The 17,971-nt window shown below is 66.0% G+C and carries 11 protein-coding genes; 5 read left to right on the plus strand and 6 right to left on the minus strand.

Going from position 1 to position 17,971, the window contains the following annotated elements:
• The first annotated feature begins 510 nt into the window (after positions 1 to 510).
• Genes DDJ31_RS29110 through DDJ31_RS29125 form a run of 4 tightly spaced genes read left to right on the plus strand, consistent with a single transcriptional unit; the run spans position 511 to position 7,289 of the window.
• Entirely contained in the window at positions 511 to 1,695 is a 1,185-nt protein-coding gene (locus DDJ31_RS29110) for a cysteine desulfurase family protein (protein ID WP_127177420.1), read from the plus strand.
• A gap of 46 nt (positions 1,696 to 1,741) precedes the next feature.
• Positions 1,742 to 2,863: a DUF4007 family protein gene (locus DDJ31_RS29115; RefSeq protein ID WP_054243597.1), complete on the plus strand. Its 1,122-nt coding sequence runs from the start codon at positions 1,742 to 1,744 to the stop codon at positions 2,861 to 2,863.
• Complete coding sequence (locus DDJ31_RS29120) at positions 2,860 to 6,459, plus strand: ATP-binding protein (RefSeq protein ID WP_127177419.1); 3,600 nt, start codon at positions 2,860 to 2,862, stop codon at positions 6,457 to 6,459. Before DDJ31_RS29115 ends, DDJ31_RS29120 begins: the two co-directional genes overlap by 4 nt.
• Complete coding sequence (locus DDJ31_RS29125; protein WP_127177418.1) at positions 6,456 to 7,289, plus strand: phosphoadenosine phosphosulfate reductase family protein; 834 nt, start codon at positions 6,456 to 6,458, stop codon at positions 7,287 to 7,289. Before DDJ31_RS29120 ends, DDJ31_RS29125 begins: the two co-directional genes overlap by 4 nt.
• Before the next feature lie 389 nt (positions 7,290 to 7,678).
• Here the strand turns inward: DDJ31_RS29125 and DDJ31_RS29130 are convergent, their stop codons facing one another.
• On the minus strand, positions 7,679 to 7,909 hold the full coding sequence (locus DDJ31_RS29130) for a hypothetical protein (protein WP_127177417.1): 231 nt from the start codon (positions 7,907 to 7,909) through the stop codon (positions 7,679 to 7,681).
• Here DDJ31_RS29130 and DDJ31_RS29135 point away from each other — a divergent pair.
• Complete coding sequence (locus DDJ31_RS29135) at positions 7,908 to 10,364, plus strand: DUF262 domain-containing protein (protein ID WP_127177416.1); 2,457 nt, start codon at positions 7,908 to 7,910, stop codon at positions 10,362 to 10,364. The genes DDJ31_RS29130 and DDJ31_RS29135 overlap by 2 nt on opposite strands.
• Positions 10,365 to 10,579: 215 nt before the next feature.
• Here the strand turns inward: DDJ31_RS29135 and DDJ31_RS29140 are convergent, their stop codons facing one another.
• The 5 genes from DDJ31_RS29140 to DDJ31_RS29160 form a co-directional block, all read right to left on the minus strand.
• Positions 10,580 to 11,650, minus strand: coding sequence for a hypothetical protein (locus DDJ31_RS29140; protein WP_127177415.1), 1,071 nt, complete (start codon positions 11,648 to 11,650; stop codon positions 10,580 to 10,582).
• Between the two features lie 276 nt (positions 11,651 to 11,926).
• Positions 11,927 to 12,955, minus strand: a complete 1,029-nt coding sequence (locus DDJ31_RS29145) for a hypothetical protein (protein WP_127177414.1) — start codon at positions 12,953 to 12,955, stop codon at positions 11,927 to 11,929.
• 469 nt (positions 12,956 to 13,424) lie between these two features.
• A complete protein-coding gene (locus DDJ31_RS29150; RefSeq protein WP_127177413.1) occupies positions 13,425 to 15,326 on the minus strand; it encodes a hypothetical protein in 1,902 nt (633 codons plus the stop codon).
• A gap of 247 nt (positions 15,327 to 15,573) precedes the next feature.
• The gene (locus tag DDJ31_RS29155) at positions 15,574 to 16,695 is read right to left on the minus strand and encodes a DnaB-like helicase N-terminal domain-containing protein (protein WP_127177412.1); all 1,122 of its coding nucleotides are present in this window, start codon (positions 16,693 to 16,695) and stop codon (positions 15,574 to 15,576) included.
• On the minus strand, positions 16,695 to 17,966 hold the full coding sequence (locus DDJ31_RS29160) for a DNA cytosine methyltransferase (RefSeq protein ID WP_127182557.1): 1,272 nt from the start codon (positions 17,964 to 17,966) through the stop codon (positions 16,695 to 16,697). The genes DDJ31_RS29155 and DDJ31_RS29160 overlap by 1 nt, the downstream gene beginning before the upstream one ends.
• Positions 17,967 to 17,971 lie beyond the last annotated feature (5 nt).

Below are 17,971 nucleotides of genomic sequence, written 5' to 3' on the forward strand. Positions count from 1 at the left end.
GCTGTCCAGTACGGCTTGGAAGGACAGGCCGGGCGACCACGCTGTCATCGATTCACCACCCCTGCGGAACCGGGGAGATTTCCCCTCGATGTCTGAATGACCGTCAACTTGCGGAGCCCCCGCCTCAGTTCTTTGCATGCAGAGCTGCCCGCAACTCTGAGTCGCCCCAGGGTTACAGTGCCTGATCACCATAAACCCACGCACTGACACTCGGGTCTCAGCGATTGATATTCGCAGCTCAGAGGTGTTGATGAGGGTTCGGCAGGCTCCACCGAGGATCCCGTACGGCCTCTGCGCCGATGCCCTCTCCCGATATGGGTTGCAGGCGCCCAAGTAATAGGGAACATTAGTTCGAGTTGCAGTTTGCGTTCCGGGCTGAGTGTCGGTTTCGCGGACTGATCGATCTCGATCGCTACGATCGCGACTCATTCCTGGTGGTGCCCCCGGTGCGCACGTCCGGGTTCCACCAGGAGTAGATTGTCTGCGGTGCTGAGCGAGACGAGGTGGGGCATGAGGGACGAGTCTGATGGGCCGGTTTCGGCGTATCTCGACTACAATGCGACAGCGCCAATTCGGTCCGAGGCGTTGGCGGCCGTTGTGGACGCCCTGCAGGCCGTCGGTAACGCGTCGAGTGTGCATCACCCCGGCCGGGACGCCGCCCATCGTGTGGAGGTCGCTCGTCGGCACCTTGCTGACCTGCTGAACTGCTCGCCCGGGGAGATCATCTTCACGTCGGGGGCAACCGAAGCGAACAATCTCGCGCTGCGCGCGGCTCACCGCCGTGGGGCCCGGATCGTGACGAGTGGTGCAGAGCACCCCGCGGTGTTGGAGACCGCCCGGGATCTGGCCCAAAACGAGCCGGGATCGCTGGCCGTCTTGCCGATGCGGGCGGACGGCCTGGTGGAAACCGCGGCCCTGGAGCAAGAGCTCGGCCGGGGCGACGTCGGTCTCGTCTCCCTGATGGCGGCCAACAATGAAACCGGGGTTCTCACCGACCTCACGCCGGTCGTCAAGGCGGCGCATGCCGCAGGCGCGCTGGTCCACACGGACGCCACACAGATGATCGGCCGATTGCCCCTGGATCTTTCCGAAGTGGACGTCGACCTTCTGTCCCTGTCGGCCCACAAGTTCGGCGGCCCTCAAGGCGTTGGCGCACTATTCGTACGCCGCGGCACACCCCTGCCGTTCAGGCCGCTGATCACCGGTGGCGGGCAGGAGAAGGGGTGGAGGGCCGGCACCCTCAACGTGCCCGGGATCTCCGGCGCCGGAGCTGCCGCTGCAGCCGTCAGCCGTGAACTTGCCGACGACGTCGCCCGCGTGACCCAACTGCGCGATCAGCTCGAACACATGGTGACCACGGCTGTGGACGGCTGCCGCATCAACGGGCAACAAGCCCCCCGCCTGCCCGGCGTGGCGAGCATCACCTTCGCGGGTGCCCCCGCTGACGCAGTCATGGCCGCCATGCCGCACATAGCCGCGTCCGACGGAAGCGCCTGCGCCTCGGGAGCCCCAACTCCCAGCCACGTCTTGCTCGCCATGGGGCTGAGCCGGGAGGAAGCGGAGTGCACTGTGCGCTTCTCCCTCGGCTACGCCACCACCGCAGACGAGATCGCCGCAGCTGCCGAGGCGGTGGTCCGCGCGGTCCACCAGGTGCGCGCCGCCATGGCAGCGACAGCTGGCGCCGCTGCTCACTGACTTCAGCAGTTCCCTTTATCTCTTCTTGTATTGAGAGGCCCTTCGTATGGCAGACAGCAGGCTCGCGGAAGCCGCACATTCCAGCTTCGCGCGCCATGAGACCTTCGCCCCCCGCTTCGGCTGGCTGCATAAGGCATACATGCAGGTCAAGGACAATCCGGCTGCTTTCCTTGCCGAAGATGCTCCGGTCCTGCTCGGCGTGGGTAAGAACATGGTCCATGCCATGCGGTACTGGTCAAAGGCGTTCAAGCTCACCCGCGAGCACGCCGACCCGGCGGGTAAGACGAAGGCCCAGTACGCGTCCCCGACTTGGGAAGCGCGGTGGCTACTCGACGAGAAGGATGGCGCCGATCCCTACCTTGAGGAACCCGGCAGCCTGTGGCTGTTGCACTGGTGGCTCGTGTCGTCGCGGCCGGGCGCCAAATGCTGGGCCCCCGCTTGGTACACGGCGTTTCACCTTGCCCCGTTCTCTCGCTTCACCATCGCGGATATGACGCAGGTCGTGACGCGGCACGTCAACTTCTCCTTCAGCGATGGACCGGTGGAGGCGTCCATCACCCGGGATGTCGAGTGCCTGACCAAGATGTACGCGCGCACGCCGGTCGAACAAAGCGGTTCCCGCGCCACCTATGAAGACCTCTTGGCCTGCCCTTTCCGTGAGCTGGACTTGCTGACCTCCGTGGGCACGCGGGGAAAGCAGGAGTGGCAGTTCACCACTGGCACGCGCACCTCTCTCCCGGCCCACGTTCTGGTCTACGCCTGCCTCGACTACGCCGCCCGCGACACCCAGGGGCCCGGCTCCATCTCTCTGGCGCGGCTTGCCAACGAGCCCGGAGCGCCTGGCCGGGCCTTCCGGGTCCGGGAGCCTGAGATCGTCGCCGCCCTGGACAAGGTCGCCGTGGGCCGTCCGGAACTCAACCGGGTGGATGCCGTCGGCCAGCGGACCATGTCCTTCTCCAGCGATCCGATGGCGCTCGCCTGGGAGATCCTCGACGAGCAGTACGACCACGTCACCCGGCGCCCCGGCTTTCCCACCCGGGACGAATGGAGCGCGCAGTACCCGCAGTTGGCCGAAGCAGAGGAGGCCGAGAAGGCCGAGAAGGCCGAGAAGGCCGAGCGCAAGTCCCAGGACCACCAGCAGCAGTTCACGACTAAGGAGAACGCGTGACCACCGCAGCTCCCACGCGGACCTCCCGCACCCCGCAGGACGAGGCAACCCCTCAGTTCCCGGCCGGAATCGAACTGGTCGGCTCTCAGATGCGGTCGACCAACCTCGAACGCGACGTCGAGGACGAACTGCACGGACCGTATGTCGGCGCGAAGGCAGTTGACGTACTGGAGCGCATCGCCAACGCCGTCAGCGACCTGCGGCGTCCCCGAGCCTGGTCCTTCACGGGACCCTACGGCTCCGGGAAGTCCACGCTGGCTAACCTGATCGACGCGCTTCTCGGCCGTGACGAGGCCCGCCGCGACGAGGCTCACCGGATCCTTGCGGACACCAGCCCAGCCCTCGCCGAGCGTCTCGCCACAGCTCGGGCTGAGCGGACGGGAACCGGGTTCCTCGGGGCCGTGGCCACTGCGCGGCGGGAACCTCTGGTGGCCACCGTGACCCGTGCGCTGGACACCGCGGCAAGGCGCCGCTGGGGCAAGCGCATCCCGAAGAACGTCGTCGCAGCACTCGCGGCCTGCGAAGACCCGACGACGACCGGGCCGAAGACGAAGCAGGTCATGGCCGCCATCAAGGCCCTGACCGACAATCAGCAGCCGCTCTTGCTGATCATCGACGAGTTCGGCAAGACCCTGGAGCACCTTGCCGGACACAACGAATTCTCCGGCGCCGAGAACGATCTCTTCCTCCTGCAGGAGCTCGCCGAGCACAGCGCCGGGCCCAACGGCCTGCCCGTCTTCCTGGTCACCCTGCAGCACCTGTCGTTCATGGACTACGCGTCGCGTTCCAGTGAGCTCAAGATCCGCGAATGGGCAAAGATCCAGGGCCGCTTCGAAGACGTCACCTTCGTCCCGCACCACGGCGACTCCCTGGAGCTCCTGCGCCGGCGTCTGGACCACTCCGCTGTCGACGCAGCGGGCCAGGACCTCATCCGCGCCTCGGCCCAAGCATCGGCCCTCGCGTGGAAGAACCACGGCCTGAACGTTCTTACCGAGCTTGCCAGTGACGACTTTGCCAACCTGTACCCGCTGCACCCTCTGACGGCGATCGCTGCGCCTATCTTGGCAGCGCAAATCGGCCAGCACGACCGCAGCCTGTCGGGCTTCCTCAACAGCGGAGAGCCCAACACCGTCCGCGACTCGCTGGCCGCACACTCCCGGCCGGATGCCGAACGTGCCAGCACGGTGCAGCTGCCACAGCTGTACGACTACTTCCTCAACTCCGGCCGGACCTCTCTGCTCGCGGCCTCAAACGCCGGCCGCTGGATCGAAGTCGACGCGCGCATCAAGGAAGCCAACGGGCTGCCCGACGCCGACCAGGCACTGCTGAAGACCATCGGCGTTCTGAACCTCATCGACGCCGACGGCGCGCTCAGCGCCACCAGCGACATGATCCACCTTGCGCTCCACGACCCCACCGACCTGGACGACGCAAGCGCCTTCGCCCGCCTTGAGGAGGAGCTCGCCGACCTCGTCCGCCGCGGCTTCCTCGTCCACCGGGAATTCAGCGGTGAATACCGCGTCTGGCAGGGCACAGACTTCGACATCGACGCCCGCCTGAAGGAGATCATCAGTCACCTCGACGATGCCTCCATCGTTCAGCGCCTGGGCGCACACCTCCCCAGCGCCGTGGTCGCCGGCCGCCACAGCCAGGTCACCGGGATGATGCGGGTGTTCCTCACCGCCGTCAGCGGCCCAGAGACCCGCGAAATCCAGGCGCCGGACGAGCTGAAGGACCCGGCCGACGGCCTCCTCGTCTTCCACCTCGGCCCCCGGGACCAGCTGCCTACCGTCAACTCGACGCTGCCGGTGATCCTCGGAACAACCACCCACCCCGACGTGGTACTCAGCTCCGCCACGCACCTCATCGCCCTGAAAGAGCTGCTCGAAGACAAGGAACTCGATCACGTCGCCCGGCGCGAGGTCACCGACCGAGCCGTCCAGGCGGAGGCCGAGCTGCGGGAGGTCATCCAGACGGCCTTCTACCCGCCGACCCAGGACGCCACCTGGGACCTGTGGAACGCCGGCCTGGCCCCCGAGGCGTCCCCCGACAGCTCGAGCCTGCCGGCCCGCAGCCTCAGCGGCCTCGTCTCCCTCGCCTGCGAAAATGTCTTCCCGCACACCCCGCACATTCGCAACGAGATGCTCGGACGGCACTCACTCACCAGCAACGCCGCCCGTGCCCGAAGCGATGTGCTGGATGCGATGCTCACCCGCTCCGGCGAGCAATACCTGGGCTTTGACGCGACGGCCGGAAGATACGGTCCAGAGCGAGCCATCTACAGCGGCGCGCTGGCCTACCTCGGCCTGCACCGGGCCAACAGCACCATCCAGGCAGAGAATTCTCCCAACAGCCTGTTGCCGTACGGCTTCTCCGCTCCAGGCGAGGGCCATGAGCACGCCCAGCCCGTCTGGGAGGCGCTGCAGGAGGCGCTGGACGCAGCAACCCGGCGTACCAGCCTAGACCAGATCATCCGGGTCCTGATGAGCCCGCCCTACGGGGTGAAGGCCGGTGTCTGGCCTCTGCTGGTCGTCACCGCCCTGGTGATCCGCCGACACGATGTCGCCCTCTTCGAAGAAGGCTCCTACCTGCCCCGGCTGACGCCGGACGTCGTCGACCGCATCCTCGCCGCCCCCGCCCGTTTCGACGTGAAATACACGCCGGTCGGACAGGGGCAGCGCGCCAGCGTGATCAAGAAGCTCCTGGTGTCTTTGAAGGTCGAACCACCACGCTCACAGGCACTGCGCAACCCTGATCTGCTGTCCGTAGCCAGGGCGTTGCTCGAACGCGTCATGGTTTTGAACAACTACGCTCGCAAGACCAAGCGCATCTCGCCGGATGCACTCGCCGTGCGCAACGCCCTGGCAGACTCCCAGGATCCGGACGACCTGCTCTTCAGGGCTCTGCCCAAGGCGCTGGGCCTCGCCCCCATCGAAGCCGGCACCCGCGCGAACGCGGCAGCCGCCACGGAGTATGCCGACCGACTGACCGCAGCGGCAGACGAGATCACCGGAATCGACCGCACGCTGCGAGAAGAAGTCGTCGCGGTTCTCGCCGAAGAGTTCCGTCTGCCCACGACTCTTCCCGAGCTGCGGTCGACACTCGCGGCGCGGCTGAGTGGCTTCGCCACGGTGTCACTGAACCCGGAGCTGCGGGGCTTCGTCGACTTCGCGCTCAGCGAGAGCCTCGCTGACGAGGACTGGCTCGACCCGATCGTCGTCCGCCTCACCAACAAGGCACTCGGAGACTGGGATGACCGGGACGCAGGCATCTTCCCTCGCCTTGCACGGGAGATGTCCGCATCCCTCGACCGCGTCGCCCACCTCTACCAGGACAGCAGCGAGCCCCGCGAGCAGGAAGTAAATCTGGAGACGCGGCTGTTGACCCTGACGGACAAGACAGGAGCGGAACGACGGACGCTGATCTACGTGCCGGAACAGTCCCGCGGCCAGGCCGACCAGCTCGCGGCCGACGTACTGCAGCAGGCTGAGCAGGCCCTCGGACCCGACGGTGCACGGATCCTGCTCGCCGCTCTTGCACAACGCGTTGCCGATGGGCCGGCTGTCACAGCAACTGAAACGAAGGAGGGGGCATGACGGATCCAGTCACCCAGGAGAAGGTTCGCCACGTCCTGGGGATCTCAGGCGGCAAGGACTCGTCGGCGCTTGCCATCTACATGCGCGATCGCGTGCCGGAGATGGAGTACTTCTTCTGCGACACCGGTGCTGAACTGCCAGAGACGTACGAGTACCTCAACCGGCTGGAAGCGGCCCTCGGCAAGCCCATCGAGCGACTCAACGCCGACCGGGACTTCGATCACTGGATGGAGGTCTACCAGGGCACCCTGCCCAGCCCCCAGATGCGCTGGTGCACCAAGAACCTCAAGATCAAGCCGCTGGAGGAGTGGGTCGGCGACGACAAGGTCATCTCCTACGTCGCGATCCGGGCCGACGAGAACCGCCTCGGCTACGTCAGCACCAAGCCGAACATCGATGCCGTCTTCCCCTTCCGCGAGGATGGCATCGACAAGGACGGCGTGATGCGCATCCTCGATGAAGCCGGCATTGGTCTCCCCGGCTACTACGAGTGGCGCACGCGTTCGGGCTGCTACTTCTGCTTCTTCCAGCGCAAGCACGAGTGGGTCGGCCTCAAGGAGCGCCACCCCGACCTGTACGACAAGGCCGTCGAGTACGAGGACAAGGTCCGGTTCCGCCACACGGCCATGAAGGGCCGCAACTACACCTGGTCACAGGGCGAGTCGCTCCCGGAGCTCATAGAGCGCAAGGACGAGATCGAGGCCAAGCATGAGGCGGCCCTTGAACGCGCAGCCAAGCGCATCAAGCCCAACCGCCCCTTGCTAGAGGTTCTTTCCGACGCGCTCGACTCAGACGACGACGAGGCCGGCTGCTCCGTCTGCCACCTCTGACGCGCAACCACACACAGCGGCCCCAGCAGCTCGAGCTGGGGCCGCTGTTGCTTTCCCGGCTTCCAATCAAGCTTGTCCCCCTTGCGGTTGTGACCTCGCCCAGACTCTGTCCCTGACCTCTCGAAGGAACGCAGTGCACTCGCCACGACAAGTCGAGTCTCTCTGCGATGGAGTGACGTAGCGTCACATGTGGGGCATGATGGGCGCATGGCGCCCCTGCTACCTCTGTCGACCACTCATATGCCACCATGAGTGACGACTCGCTCACAGGTGCGGAACGGTGACGGAGGGAAACCGGGATATGCATACTCGCAAGTATTTGATGCGACACGGATGTCAGCTTCTCAGTTCCTCAGTGAGCCCAGTCAGGGGCTCTACGTTCCTTCGTATCAGAGCGCGTACACCTGGGGCTGCCCGAAGTCTGGCGCCTTCTCGGTGGCGTTGTGCGCGGCGTTGAAGAGCTTGCCGAGCTCGAGGGATCGATCTGTTTCCTCGGTACTGTCATCGCGCTTCGCGACATCAACTGCACGATCGTTGAGACGAAATGCAGGTCGCAGGTCCCTTCCACGGTGATGCCGCATATGATCTCGAACCTGCTGAACGAAAAAGGGAATACGCATGCCTACGCAGGCCAAGGAAATATTCGAGGCGCAGAGCAAGAGTGTTCGCGAGCTACTTTCTGACAATGGCCTGGGCCTCTACCTGCCGCCCTACCAGCGTCCGTACGGCTGGGGCAAAGACAAGGTCGAGAAGTTGCTCGACGACACACTGCACGGTCTCAAGAATCTAGGTAAGGCGCCGGACAGCTTCACCTTCTTGGGGACCGTCATCACCATCCATGATGTCAACCACGTCACAGTGAAGCCCATTGTCAAGTCCGAGGTCCCGTCCAAGGTCCTTACCGTAATCGATGGGCAGCAGCGTTTGTCGAGCCTGTTGATCCTGCTGGTTGGGCTGCATAACCTCATTCGTCAGCGTGCATGGAAGGTCTTCAAGGGCAAGACGCCGGATCCGACCGACGCTGCTCGGACTCACCTCTACTCGGAAACGAGCGACATCCTGCAGATGCTCGGGGCGGCGTTCTATGAGAGAAAGAACTTCGGAACTACGCCGATCTACCCGCGCCTCATTCGAGCCTTCGATGATCAGTGGGCCAGAGATGAGAAGCTCAAGAAGTATGAGTCGCCGATCGCTAACCTGATCTACCAGTACTCATTGCTAGTCGACAGCGAGCCGGCAACTTCTAATCCCACGGACTTCAAGCCGGCGGCGCGACAGAACGCGGGTGACGGCGAAGGCGACCTCATCAAGAGGTACAACGAGATCCGTACGGGGTTGACCAAGCTGTCGCAGCGAAAGTCCATCGAGGAGCTGGAGGATCTGCCGCCGCTAGCAACCCTTGCCACCAACATCGAGTTCCAGCGTGCGCTCTTCAATCACGAACTCGACTCCGAACTCTGCACTTGGCTGGGAGAGTTGCAAGACGAGCCCGAGGCCGAGCTGATGCGACTCGTCATGTTTGCCGCCTACAGCTTGAACCGCATCGCTCTGACGGTCGTCCAAGGTAAGGACGAGGACTACGCCTTCACGATCTTCGAGTCGTTGAATACCACGGGCGAGCCTCTGACTGCCTTCGAGACCTTCCTCCCTCGGGTGGTGATGGCAGAGAAGATTCAGGACTACCAGGACTCGGACGCATACGAATACATGAAGGCGGTTCAGGGCTACCTGGACCGTTTCGCCGTCGGCGACAGGCTTCAGAACGCAACGCGAGACCTGCTGGTCACTTTCGCGCTGGCAGAGACTGGAGAGAAGCTCTCCAAGCGCCTCCCGGATCAGCGGGTCTACATGCGCGATACCTTTGAGCGCCACAAAGACTCGGCTGATGATCGAATCGCGTACCTGCGCCACCTACGTGACACTGCGGCCTTTATTGGGAATGCCTGGGAACCCGCGAACAATTCTCCTCGCTCGCTACCCGGGCTAGAGGCGACCGCCATGACGGACACCGTGAAGTTGTGTCTGGCCTTCCTCAATTCACTCAAACATACGATTGTCATCGCGCCGCTCGTGCGCTTCTATTCCGAGGCTGTCCACGCGGACGAAGGGGAAGTGAGGGCCGAGCGCATCGCCGAATTCGAGAAGGCCATCAAGGCAATCACTGCCTTCACGGTCTTCTGGCGAGCAACCCGCCGCGGCACGGGCAACATCGACAGCCAGTACCGGGCGGTCATGGCCGGGGTGGAATCACAAACGGGCATTGCGCCCCTCGCCCGGCAGTGGGCAGAGCCCGATGCGACGAAGCCTGATCCGATCGTCGACGCCGAGGCGCTAAAGAAGGAACTTGCGGCACGCTTGTCGGGCCCTAAGGGTGGCGTCCCAAACTTGGCGTCGTTCCTAGCAGATGCTTCCGCACTGCCGCTCTACAAAATTAGCCCTCCGCTGGCTCGGTTCCTTCTTCTGGCTGCGTATCACGACACAATTGAGGACCCGGAGAATCCGGGACTGATCATCCAAGGTAAGACGGGGGTCGCCCCGTGCTTCACCGCAGACGGTTGGGAGGACGAGACGCACCTCACGATCGAACACATCGCACCCCAATCGGCCACGGGTGGATGGGATGAGGAGTTCTACAGCGAGAAGGAGACCGTCCACAAGCTGGGTAATCTGGTCCTGGCGCCGGGAGCTGCCAACACGTCCCTCAGCTCGCGGCCTTGGACCGAGAAGAAGGTCCTGTATGCGGCACTCGGTGCCCCGACGGCCGACGACGCCAAGTCAACCCTCAACAGTTCTGGCTTCACGTTCGCGCAGACGACTGAAGACCTAGCGGCCATGTCGCGCTACCTCCCGCACCTGCGCGCACTGGGTCAGCGTGAGGACAAGTGGAATCCGACGTTCATGGATCAGCGTGCTGACGTCCTCCTTCGTCTGGCCTACACACGACTCAAGGGGTGGCTCGGCCTGGAGCTGTCTGACTCCAGCAGTGATCCGGTGGTCAAGGTCGACGATGGGGAGATCGAGAACGGTGAGCTCGACGAGAGTGAGGATGCCGGTGCAGCGGTCGGAACGGCGTAGCTCCACGGGCCAGTTGGGCGGCGTCACTGTAGTTCTCACTTGGGACGCCCTGGCGTTGTGCCTTGGGTTCGAACAGTAGACATCTCCGCCGCCTCCCTGTCTGTGAAATGAACCATGGTCCGCAGTTCAGCGTGTTGTTTGAGCTGCGGACCAGGATTGTCAAACCGTCCCGGATCGCGGCGATGTTAGTGAAGTCGGTCTATTGCCTGCCCTGTTCACCCGTTTTGATGGCGGTTATGCATCGATTCGGCGTGTCTGCGGCTGAGGTGGGCAGGGACCGGCTGGTAGAGCTGCCGGCGCTTCTCGTACTCCGTCGGGTTGGTCTTGTAGAAGTGCGCCCGGTCGCCAGATCTGCGGGAGAAGCGGACTTGGAGTGCGCCGGGCTGACCGGTGCTGCTTCGAGCGTAGAACCGGCAGCCCCAGTACGACTCGGGCGGCAGACCGCAGCAGCAGTCCAGTTCTGTCCCGGCGAGCGGCAGGCCGCAGTCCGGGTCGGTCAGCAGGTTGGTGAAGCCCTCGTGGTAGCAGAGAGCGTCCGCGAGAGGCTCGTTGATGTACTCGATGATCCATTCCGAGCCGCCGTCTTCGGTGAGGTTGGTCCACGCCGTGGTGCTTAGAGGTAGGCCGATGGTCCGCATCAGCGGCGCGCGGCGCAGCAAGCCGCTGGCGAGCCAGGCTGAGGGCCTCTTGCGGTGGTGGTGTCGGCCCAGGACGGTGCTGGTAGCTGGTTCACGGAAGGCCGCTTCGCTGCGGTGCCACCGATGAGGGCTCGGCTCATGACAGTAGTGCCTCCCGACCGCCGCGTTCTCTTCTCGCTGAAGGGGTAGTGCGGCGAGCCAGTCTTCGGCGGGAATGCCCAGGACCGTGATCGAGCCGGGAATGCCGAGGCGTCGGATCTGGATGCCGTCGGTGTTGGCGGTGAAGCGGGCTCCCGGGATGCCGCGCACCTCGCCGTGTTCGTCGTAGCAGGGGACGAGATTGCGGATCAGTTCCCTGGCCATGGATTCCGAGGCGAGGGATTGGGTGACGTCGTTCTCGAAGGTCAGGGTCAGGCTGTCGGGGCGGGGGTCGGCGGATCGAATACCCCACGGGTTGCGGGTGTCGATCAGCGGCCAGGCGTGGCCCGAAAGGATGTAGCTCTCAAGGACGGCCTGACTTGGCTGCGCCTCGGGGATCAATGGCGATGCGGGTGGGAGGGACTTCACGCGCTTGAGTGCGTCGGTCCAGCCCATCCCGGTCGCCAGGTGGAGCTTTTGGGCGCGTCGTTCCACACGGGTGCTCTTCACGGAAGGCTTTCCGCCGCGTTGCCTGTCCCGACCCAGGATGCGCGGCTGTCCTCCGCGGTACACGAATCCGTACTGAGACGCGACGCCAGCCGAGTTGGCTCCTCTCGGCACACCCTGTCGGGTGGGCGCACCGTACGTCGGGCCTCGCCAGGCCCGTGCGACGCACCCTATGCATACGGCAGCTACCCAGCCCCGTCCTCGGGAGCGAGGCGGTGGACATTTCACGCCGACGGCCCAGCGCGGCTCGCGCTGGGCCGTCGGCGGGGCGGCGTGTTCTTACGCGGCGCCGAGGCTGCAGAAGCCGGCGAGGACGCTCGGGGACAGGCCGCTCGTGAACCCCGAGCGGGGCATGCGGCGCACGATGGCCTGCCAGAGTTCGGGCGCAAGGAGGGAGGGAGGCCGCTCCACCGCGGCCCGGAGATCGAGCACGGCCGTCTTGCCGGCGTCTTCGAGGACGAACTGCTGGTCGCTGCCGTAGTTTTCGTCCGTGTCGCCGCGGTACCTCTTAAGTTCGAGGGGCAGGCCGCATACGGGGTCCAGCAGGGCCGCCACGACGTTGTGCGGTCCCGGCCCCTGTGCCCGGGCGTGGGAGGACTGCAGGACCAGGCGTGCCATACCGAAGGCCGCAGAGTGGTGTCCGTCGGCCATGAATGTGTTCGCGACGGTGTGCAGGAGCGCAGCCCGCCGGAGTAGGCCGCTGCCCAGCCAAGCTCCACGCCGCTTCACCTGCACGTACTGGTCATCGGGGTTCTCCCACCGAGCGTGGTGTTCCCGCTCTTCCGCGGTCCAGGCGCGCGGCGAGGAACGCCAGCACAGGTGCATGCTGTCCGCGTCGACCCAGTTGGAGAGTGCTCGTTCTTCGGCGCTTCGCCAGAGAGTGGACGGCAGCCCGGTCAGCCGCAGGCGGGCGGACTCGCCCAGAACCTGCAGTTCGATCGCGGTTTGATGCCGTCGGGTGATGCGAAGGCCGGGTACGCCATGCACCTCGTTGTGGGCAGGGACATAGGAGGGCAAGAGGTTGAAGAGGATTTCAGCCGCTCGTTCTTCACTCTCGATGCCGAGCCCGATGACGTCGGGCCGGGGCTGGACCGCGCTGATTCCCAGGGGGAAGCGGGTGTAGAGGTTGCGGAACTCCAGGAGCCCGACCAGGACGCGGGCTTCGAGGAACTGCTGGGCTGGCGAGGCGGTCTCTGGAATGGCGGTCTGGCTGTTCTGCAGGCCATCGACTGCCCGACGGGCCTGCTGGACGCTTTCGCCCGTGTAGAGCCGTCGGAGCAGGGAAACGTCTTGGTGCTGTGCGCGCATGGGTCTCCAGCACGTCTCGGCCCAGGACGTACGGAATCGAGATCCGGTGGGATGCGTGTAATTCGTTGGATGACCGGTTCACCCGAGCGTGGAGGAACAGGGCCGAAAGGGTCTCCGGGGAGCGGTGGTCACGCCGCAGACGCACCGTAGATCGCGTGTCGGCCCAGGGTAGGCAACCCGGCGGACTTCCGACCTCACAGCCACCCGAAAGGGGGAAGAAACCCCTGGGTCGACACACTCTGGCGTTGCCACCATGTGAGCGCCTCAACCGCCCGGGTGTCCCAGGGGCGTTGGTGAACTGCCGGTCCGTCGGGGCGTGTGCGAGGTCTGCAGGTACATAGACTGCGCCCTCGATCACGCTGCCGCTGGCCGTCAGATGAATGTGGTGGGTGGGATTGTTGCGCCGCGAGGTTCAGTGGACGGAGTCGCACGTCACGCTCGCGACGCAAGAGGCGAGGGCGACCTGGGCCTAACTCCAGGGATCCGCCGACGGGATCAAGCACGGTTCAACCGCCCGCAGGGCGAGATGAATCGGCGTGCACGCCTTTACGTACGCCGCCCGGGAGGCGTCGTCGACTGCGTCCAGCACGGTGGGAGACGGGTCTCCTAGGGCAACGTGAGGAGCTTCGGGCAGGCGGGTTAGAACCGGGATCCCGAACCGCGCGAGCTCTGCATCCACCTGCGCGGTGAAGTTCGGTGACGGGGTGCTGCCGGCGCTGGGGGAGGACTGGCGCAGGACGAGGCCGGACATGGGGACACGGTCCAGGGGAATCCCGGTGAGGTGTTGCTGGCGCCAGGCCATGGCCGATGCGGCCGGGGTGACGGCCACTTCATGGTGCTCAGCGACGCCGTTGCGTGCCTGCGCAGTAACGAAGCTCTCGGGGTATCCGGAGGAATCGACCACGATGAAGTGGCTGTCCACTGATCGTTCGATGTAGGGGCCCATACCGAGGTTGTCGTTGCAGTCCACAAAGATGGTCCAGTCGAAATGGGCGCGTGCCTGCTGGAGCAGGGCGCCCACGTCCGCACGGGAACCGCACACGGTGTGGGTGAAGAGCGCGCCGCCGCCGGGAACCAGCCTGCCTCTGCGCCAGGGCAGGGACGGAACAAAGGTCGGGCGGTCCGGGATGGACCATCCGAACACGTCATGTTCGTACAGGCGGCGCACCTCACGGTCGGCGTCGAATGAGTGGGTCACGACGAGGACCGCGCAGCCGTCCAAGGCCCACGCCGCACCGATTTTCATGGCCATACCCGTCAGTTCCCACTGGCTTCTGCTGAGTCGAGGAGCTAGCAGCTGGGTGGAGCGGCCTTCCGTCGGCTTGTTGTCGTCGGAGCGGGTGCGTTGAGGACAGTGGCGCTCGGCGGGTGAGGTGTGAGGAAGGCCGCCGTGGCTGGGGAAGGCGGTCTCGTCGAGTGCGGTGAAATGGCGTGGCCGCTGCGGCACTGGCGGTACCGGGGTGCTCGCTGTAACGGTTTCCACCCGCAGGAGGCCGCGCCAGCCGCTCGTGCGGTCGGCTGGCGCGGTGAACTCCATGACACAGCGGTCGCCATCACAGTGGTGGCCTTCCCCATCGGTGACCAGACCTGGCCCGGCCACGGGGTCGCTGAGAATCGCGGCGAGCCGGTCGTCATGGAGGGAGACGCCCTGGTGGACCTCGCGCACGATGTGCCAGTCCAGGCCATGGTCCGCGGATGTGGCCGACACCTTCAGACCTGCGTGGCCGGACAGCCGGTCCCATAGCCGGATCCGGCGTAGCACGGCGCTGGGCAGCGCGACCGCTGGGCGGTGGTCGTCGATGATCGTCCGGGGCTGGGGCTTGCGGCGCCGACCCCCAGTGCGGAGTTTTTCGGGCGGAAGCGCGCCGGGGGCAGCGGTCCACAGGGGTACACGCCGCTGCGCAGAAAGGGAAGCTTCGTACGTGGAGAGGAGTCCTTCGATATGGTCGGCCCGGTCCAGTGTGGTGAGAGCGATGACGCCTGCGGCAGGGTGACGTGCGAACGCGATCTCGATGCTGCGGCCGACCGTACGCGCCCACAGCCCGGGAGTGCCGTGAATCGTCCGCTGGCCCCGTTCACGGTAGGGGAGCATCTCCAGGGCGGGACGCACCAAGTCGGAGTGCTCGAAGCGGATGTCCAGGCGGCTCGATGTGGGAACGACTTCGGCGATCCCGAGTGGGAAGCGGCTGGAGCGCTGCGGGTTGCCGATGTGCTGCAACAGGACGGATTCCAGAAGCAGTTGGGTATCCGTACCGCTCGGAATGAGCGACCTCCAGCTCCGCATTTCCTTGACGCGCAGCCGTACGGCACGCAGTGATTCTCCCGTCAGCTGCTGCCTGGCGGCGGCGACTTGCTCCTCGATCAACATCATGCTCCTTCTGGTACGTGCCCCGACCTGGCACAGAAGGCTCATGAAAGCGTTCGATGAAGTGGTTGATTTTTAGATCGTTGGAGAGGGTTGTCCGGCAGTGCCAGGGTCGGTTCAACGGCACTCGGAGCTGGCCGCGTCCAGGGGCCAGGTAGTCCCACTCCAGCTCATGTGGGGCCTCGGTGTCAAACACCGCGAGCGCAGCCGGAGCGTCGTCACTCCATCGGGGGAAGGGGGCCCGAGGGCGGGGTCATCGGTGGGCCCGTGAGGCAGGCAGCGCGGGCTGGAGCGGCGGACTGGTCGCCCGGGGCGGTTGCCCGGCGCGTGCCGACGGCCTGCCTACAGGTGCCGGTGCCGTTGTGGTGGCACGGTTCCAGCGGGTGCGCAGGGCGTTGAGGTCGGCCAGGGCGCGACGGCTGCCGGTGATGAGCTGGTGGGGGGTGTTGGCGGGGTCGTCGGTGTAGGCGGTGATCCGTGCCGCGACTGTCTGGGCGCGGGCGAGGAGGGCGCGTTTGACGATCTTCTCGCCCCAGTACTCGGGGGAGCCGGCGGGCGTGGAAACCAGGGCCATCACGTCCTTGGGGGAGAGGGAGCCGGTGAGAAGACCGCGGTGCTGGGCCTCACCGAGGACGGTGACCGGATCGACCATGTCACCGCGGTGGACCAGCGCCGTGATGGACCGCCACAGCGCGGCGTGCAGCGGCAGCAGGAAGTCCGCCTCGGCCAGCCACCGCATCTGCCGGGCCTCCGCCGGATAGGCGGTGGCGGTCGCCAGGAGGAGGCGTTCTTCGTTGAGGTCCTCCTCGCCAGCCTGCCGTGGGAACTCGGAGGGGAGTGCTGTGCGGGGGAAGGAGCCGGGGTGCGGGGCGAACTGTTCGGTGAGGGCGTCCAGGACGCGGCCGATATCGTCGGCCAGGCCGAGAGTCGAGGCGGCCGGGTTGGGCAGGCCCGGGTCGGTGGCGGTGGACGCGAGGCGCTCGGCGTGCCCGCGCAGGACCCGGCGGGCGTTGTCTTCGCGGATCATCCTGGCGTACGCCGCCGCGTGCTTCGGCTGCGGGCAGAACTGAATGAGGGCGTGAATGTAGGAGGCGCTCAGGCCGGGAGCGTGCGGACGCGCCTGGTCCAGCACGGCGTTGAGCCAGGCGGTGTCCTTTGCGTGGTCGTCGGGGTCGGGCGCCGGCAGCACGCGGATCGCGGTGAACAGCGCGGCATGGGTGTGGTTGTCGAAGTGGTGGGCGATCAGCGGCTCGGTGTCCGCCAGACGTACAGGTTCGAGGAGGAGGGCGCCGAGCAGGGCCTGCTCGGCATAGTGGACCGGCCTCGGCGCCGGCGCGAGGTCGCTGTCCTCGTCGGGTTCTGGGGTGTGGGTCATCAGGCGGCGAGGGTGAAGTCGTCGGGGTTGAAGGGCTTGTTGAGGTTCGGGGCGAGCAGGTGTGCTGCCAAGCGCGGGGGGACAGCGTTGCCGATCTGCGAGAACGTTTGACCTTTGTTGCCCTGCCACGGATAGTCGGCGGGGAAGCTTTGCAGCACGCCCGCTTCCTGTGCGGTGATCTTGATCGGGGCTGGCACCCATCGGTGCTCGCCGTCCGGCACGCCGGAGGTGGTGTCGGCGACCCAGGTGCACTCGTTGGCCCGGTGGCCGAAGAACAGCGTGCCGGCAGGCTCGTCGGCACGGCGCACGGTCGCGTTGGACTGGTTGTTGCTGCGCAGTGACCATGACCAGCGATGCGCCTCGGCGGTGAACGTGGGGGCCGGTGCGTCTGCGGGGCGGTTCTCGCGGGCACCGTGCCGGGCAGCCCAGCCGGAGCCCTCCCGGCGGGAGGCCAGGACGATCTCGGAGTCGGGGTGAGGTGTCCAGGCGCCGCGGTCGCGGGCGTCGGTTAGGGTCTTACGAGAACCGGAGGGGAAGGGTTCCGGGCCGCCTCCAGGTCCGCCGCCGGCGCACACGGTGGGCACGGGCCGGTCAGTGGCGCCCCAGCCCAGAGCCTCAGCCATGGACACCCACCGGTCACGGCCCGGTCCGAACAGCGACTCCGGCTCGGCGGCCGTCGCGTGGGTGGGCGGCGGGGGCTGGGCGGTGCGTACGCGGGAGGCGAGCAAGATCGCTCGCCTCCGGGTCTGCGGGACGCCGTAGTCGGCGGCATTTAGGATGCCAGTCCAGACGGAGAATCCCCAGGCTCGCAGGATGGCCGCGTACTGCCTCCACAGCGGCAGGACGTCGGGTACCTCCTCCATGACCACCCACTCGGGCTCGCCCACCAGGTTCAGGGCGTGCAGATAGCGCATGGGTTCGGCCGCGAGGAGAGACCGTTCGTCCGCGCACGCGCCGAGCAGCTGCTCACGGGTGTCGCGTCCGGCGGCGAGGTCGGCGACGGCCTGGTGGACGAGCGGCTGGTCGACCAGACCAAGGCGCTTGCCCGCCATGCTCCATGCCTGACAGGGAGGGGAGGCGATCAGCCCGAGGATCCGGCCGGAGAAGATCCACGCCGGATAGCGGGCGACATCGGTCCGGATCGTCAACTGACCAGCTCGGGCACGGGTTTTGCAGGCCCACTCGTCCCACTCAAGGCCGATGTCTCGCGCGCCGAGGACGGTGAGCGCGTGGCTCCAGCCGCCGGGCCCGGCGAACAGGTCGAGGATGATCCGCC

The sequence above is a fragment of the Streptomyces griseoviridis genome, from assembly GCF_005222485.1.
Taxonomy (GTDB): Bacteria; Actinomycetota; Actinomycetes; order Streptomycetales; family Streptomycetaceae; genus Streptomyces; species Streptomyces hintoniae.

What these genes read in the sequence shown, in the direction of transcription:
- DDJ31_RS29110 (WP_127177420.1), top strand. Translation starts at nt 511, where the DNA reads ATGAGGGACGAGTCTGATGGGCCGGTTTCGGCGTATCTCGACTACAAT.
- DDJ31_RS29115 (WP_054243597.1), top strand. Translation starts at nt 1,742, where the DNA reads ATGGCAGACAGCAGGCTCGCGGAAGCCGCACATTCCAGCTTCGCGCGC.
- DDJ31_RS29125 (WP_127177418.1), top strand. Translation starts at nt 6,456, where the DNA reads ATGACGGATCCAGTCACCCAGGAGAAGGTTCGCCACGTCCTGGGGATC.
- DDJ31_RS29135 (WP_127177416.1), top strand. Translation starts at nt 7,908, where the DNA reads ATGCCTACGCAGGCCAAGGAAATATTCGAGGCGCAGAGCAAGAGTGTT.
- DDJ31_RS29130 (WP_127177417.1), bottom strand. Translation starts at nt 7,909, where the DNA reads ATGCGTATTCCCTTTTTCGTTCAGCAGGTTCGAGATCATATGCGGCAT.
- DDJ31_RS29145 (WP_127177414.1), bottom strand. Translation starts at nt 12,955, where the DNA reads ATGCGCGCACAGCACCAAGACGTTTCCCTGCTCCGACGGCTCTACACG.
- DDJ31_RS29150 (WP_127177413.1), bottom strand. Translation starts at nt 15,326, where the DNA reads ATGATGTTGATCGAGGAGCAAGTCGCCGCCGCCAGGCAGCAGCTGACG.
- DDJ31_RS29155 (WP_127177412.1), bottom strand. Translation starts at nt 16,695, where the DNA reads ATGACCCACACCCCAGAACCCGACGAGGACAGCGACCTCGCGCCGGCG.